At 65.6% G+C, this 3934-nt stretch carries 4 protein-coding genes; 2 read left to right on the top strand and 2 right to left on the bottom strand.

Going from position 1 to position 3934, the window contains the following annotated elements; translation table 11 throughout:
• Positions 1–1025: 1025 nt before the first annotated feature.
• Complete coding sequence (locus VN779_RS14520) at positions 1026–1616, bottom strand: helix-turn-helix domain-containing protein (RefSeq protein WP_325723466.1); 591 nt, start codon at positions 1614–1616, stop codon at positions 1026–1028.
• A gap of 97 nt (positions 1617–1713) precedes the next feature.
• On the opposite strand from VN779_RS14520, the gene VN779_RS14515 reads away from it, so the two are divergent.
• Both VN779_RS14515 and VN779_RS14510 read left to right on the top strand, forming a co-directional pair.
• Positions 1714–2271 carry a PaaI family thioesterase gene (locus VN779_RS14515; protein ID WP_325723464.1) on the top strand — a complete coding sequence of 186 codons (558 nt, stop codon included), beginning with the start codon at positions 1714–1716 and terminating at the stop codon, positions 2269–2271.
• 216 nt (positions 2272–2487) lie between these two features.
• Complete coding sequence (locus VN779_RS14510) at positions 2488–3528, top strand: LacI family DNA-binding transcriptional regulator (RefSeq protein ID WP_325723462.1); 1041 nt, start codon at positions 2488–2490, stop codon at positions 3526–3528.
• A gap of 125 nt (positions 3529–3653) precedes the next feature.
• On the opposite strand, the gene VN779_RS14505 is transcribed toward VN779_RS14510, so the two are convergent.
• A partial coding sequence (locus VN779_RS14505; RefSeq protein WP_325723460.1) for a hypothetical protein occupies positions 3654–3934 on the bottom strand: 281 nt, incomplete at its 5' end.

Below are 3934 nucleotides of genomic sequence, written 5' to 3'. Positions count from 1 at the left end.
AAGTTTCGCCGGGGCCGCGACGCCTGCCACGCACGCTCGCTGCGTTGGCGAAGCGTCCGCAGATGCCCGATATGAGGACGCTCCGCCGCCTTGCGATCGCACGCGCCAGACGCCGCGGCCTTGTCCGACGCTACTTCTTACCCACGGCCTAGTCGCGTACGTGGGCGGGAACCCGTCCGAGCCGCCTCGGCCGGGTTCACTGGAAGCCGCATTCGAGTTCGCCGCCTACGTTCGGTCGCTCGGCGAGCGGTACGTGGTCCGCGAGCCGCGAGCCGCGAATCATGCCTGCCGGTAGCCGGGCAACTCAGCCGCTATAGACGGGCTGCAAGACGCCGTGATGGTCTGAGCACGCGCCCGAGATGCCGCCTGACATCGAATACGTGGCATCGTGGCACTCGACCATGTAGCCCCTGCCTTTGCCGAAGCTCGCGATGCAATGAAAATAGCTGCACACTGTGCCGGCCGGCGAGTGGATGTAACCGCCACGGCCGCAGAAGTTGTAGCCAAACGGGTTCTGGGGCGCGCCGCACAGGGATGGCTTCGCCGCAGCCGTCGTCCGGACGGGAGCGGGAGCCGCCGCGTGCGTCGACGGTGCGGGCGGCTTGGGCGCTGCACTCGTCGGCGCCGCGCTTGTCGCCGGTGCTGTGGTCACCTCAGCTGCTGACGGTGAATCAAATGCCGAGACTTCCGGCGTCGGGGTGCTCTGCGTCGTGGCCTGCTGTTCGGCCGCTACTGGCGCGCCCGTGCCTCCGACACTCCCGCAACCGGTTACCGCAAACGCGACGCAGAGGCCGAGGATGCTCACAGCCGCGCTCAAGCCACCGCGGCGCTTCCGGGAGTTCGAACTGTTACCCACCCACGCTGATGATCTGTTCGGCATTCGCCGACCCTCCCCTGGTAGACAGACGAGGAGCAGCGTATGAACGCGCCCAACCGGGCAGTGCGGTTTGGCTGAGTGGGGACAGAACCGTTACCGCGTGGACACCGTCCGCTATGACGTGAGCGGTCGGCCTAGGCGCGGCGGTTCATCGCGAACCGCGCAACCTGCTGCCCGGCCCCGGCTCGACGCGAAGTCGCGGCCGCTCGCCGAGTTCGTGCCCTGCCTCGCAGGTCAGCGAGACGCGGACACGCTCTCCGCAGTCTGCGTGCCGGGGCACGGCCGGCGGTCCCTCCTGGCCAGACAGGTGCCGGTCGCCCCATGCCATTACTGCCAAAAGGATCGGTACTAGGTCGCGCCCTGCTTGCGTTAGCCGGTACTCCTGCCGCTCCCGCGCCCCATCTACGCGGTACGCCGTGCGCGTGACCAATCCGCCTTCGGCAAGGGCAGCAAGGCGGCGGGAAAGCACGTTCCGAGCGATGCCGAGATGCTCAACCAGATCGTCGAAGCGCCGCACGCCGTTGGAGAGGTCGCGCAAGATAAGCAACGTCCAGCGATCGCCGATGAGCGCGAGCGTGCGTGCGATTGAGCAGGTCTCGCTGTCGTACGCGCTGTACGGGGGCGGGAGCGGGTCCGCAGCTGCGGCATCGACGTTCGCGTGGACGCCGGCGTCGATGCCGGTATTGGCAGGGACGCGCGCGTCGAGAATGACGTCTTCGCCGGCGGAGGTGAGGTTCACAGTCCAAGCTTACTGCTGAGTTGCTCCAAAAAACTCAGATACCCTAGCGTGAGCAGCATAGGGAGTACTGAGTCCGACACTGAGACGCGAGGCCGCGATGACCGAGACCATGCGAACCGACGAGTCAGCGAGCGTGGCTCCTATAGCGGACCACGATCGACCGGTGGTCGGCCGCGAACGTACCTACGCTTGGTCCGATCCGTTGGAGTTGGCGACGTTCGGCGCGGGGCTGAGCGGTATGGAGTTCTTCGCCGCGATAGTCGACGGTCGCGTGCCCGCGCCGCCGATCATGCACACGCTCGACTTCTCGGGGTTCTCGTACGAAGAAGGGCGCGTCGCCGTCCGCCTCACCCCGCAGGAGTTCCACTACAACCCGCTCGGCTCTGTGCACGGTGGCGTGTTCGCAGCGCTGCTCGACACGGTGTGCGGCTGCGCGGTGCATACCAAGCTCCCGGCAGGCGTGTTCTACACGAGCCTCGATCTGTCGGTGAAGTTCCTGCGGCCGGTCTCCGTCGCGACTGGTCCGATTACCGCGGAGGGCTCGGCTGTGCACGTGGGGCGGCGTACCGCACTCGCCGAAGCACGCATCATCGACGCGGCGGGCAAGGTCTACGCGACGGCCAACAGCAGCTGTCTGATCATGCGACAAGAGTAGTGCGGCCGGGTGGCCTGTCGGCTAGCTCCGGATCCGGTTCGCGTCAACGGTTAACACCCGACCATCGGGCAGACATACTGCTCACGTCGGTCCTGCCGTGGTCTGATGGAGAAAGTTGCGCAGCGGCCGCGGCCTGCGGGCAGGACGCGGATCGGGACGTGCGTGACCCGACGCACGTGATGCAGGGCGCCGAGGTAGAAGCTGAGGATGTCGTCGATGGCCGGGATCAGAGAGCTAGCCCGCGAGTGCGGCGTATCGGTCGCGACGGTGTCCCGCGCGCTCAACGGCCACCCCGAGGTTAGCGAGACCACACGGCGGCAGGTTCAGGAGGCCGCACGACGGCTTGGTTACCGGCCGAGCCAGTCGGCGCGTGCGCTGGTTCGGGGCAGATCCGACACCGTTGGCTTGCTGTGGGACACCGGCTACGAGGCCACCGGCCGACGCCATCCGTTCCTGTTGGCGCTGTTGGTGGGCGTGAAGCGGGCGTTGAGTGCGTCCGGTCGGCATGTGCTCCTGCTCAATGTGGACGACCACCGTTCCGGAGACCGCGCGTATCTGGACATCGCGCTTCAGCACCAACTCGACGGGGTCGTGATGATGGGCGTCGACGACCGCCACCCGGCGATGCGCACGTTATACGGGTCCGGATTCCCGTGTGTAGCCCTGGACTTGCCGATCGCCGGACCGCGCGCAACGTACGTAACGTCGGACAACTATGCGGGGGCCGCGGAGGCGGTGCGGTACCTGCACAGCCTCGGCCATCGCGAGATCGCGACGATCACGGGCCCGACGGATCTGCTGCCGGCAGCCCAGCGGCTAGCTGGTTACGAGGACGCGATCCGGGACCTCGGGCTGAAAACGCAGCCCGAGTACGTGGAGACCGGCGACTTCTTCCTCGACAGTGGCTACTCGTGCGCGCAGCGCTTGGCGGCCTTGCCGAACCGTCCGACGGCGGTCTTTGTCGCCGGCGACGAGATGGCGGTTGGTGCGATGCATGCGTTCGAAGACGAGGGAATCAACATCCCGGCCGATATGGCGGTGGTCGGCTTCGACGACATCGAAGCGGCGAGCCTGGTGCGCCCTGCACTCTCGACGATTGCCCAGGATCCGATCGCGCTGGGCGCGGCGGCCGTCGCGGCCCTGCTCGCGTTGGTCGATACGCCGCTGGCGAACGCGGAGCAGTTGGTGGACGTCTCGATGCCGCGGACGGTGCCGACACGCCTTGTAGTACGTCAGTCATGTGCGTCGAAGCGTTAACAGCGCAGGCTAGCGGCTCGATCGACACGGTAAATCAGCCAGTTGACGCACGGATTTGACTCGCTGACCTTCGGCTGCCTACTCTTCTCCGAGTCGCCGGGCGGTCTGCTCGTGCGGCAAGCCAATCAGATCGGCCTTTCGGAAAAGGCACCGTGCAAATGGTGCCGCGAATGTCTGATAGAGTGGCGAAGCCGGAAACGGCGAGAAAAAAAGATTGGCAGTAGCGAAGCAATCGCCTGGTAAGCCTTAGAAGTAAGACTTACTTGTGTGTCTGTTTCTTGAGAACTCAACAGTGTGTCGACATTTTTGTCTGTGGTGCCATTTGTTTGTTTGGATGGCTGTTGTCCCGACCCCCGTCGGGACGGTTCAGCTGGGTTTTCGAACTGTTCTTTTTTGGAGAGTTTGA

The organism is Actinocrinis sp. (assembly GCF_035605935.1).
Classification (GTDB): domain Bacteria; phylum Actinomycetota; class Actinomycetes; order Streptomycetales; family Catenulisporaceae; genus Actinocrinis.
Note: the sequence above shows the minus strand (reverse complement) of the source record. Positions and strands in the feature narration are given on the sequence as shown.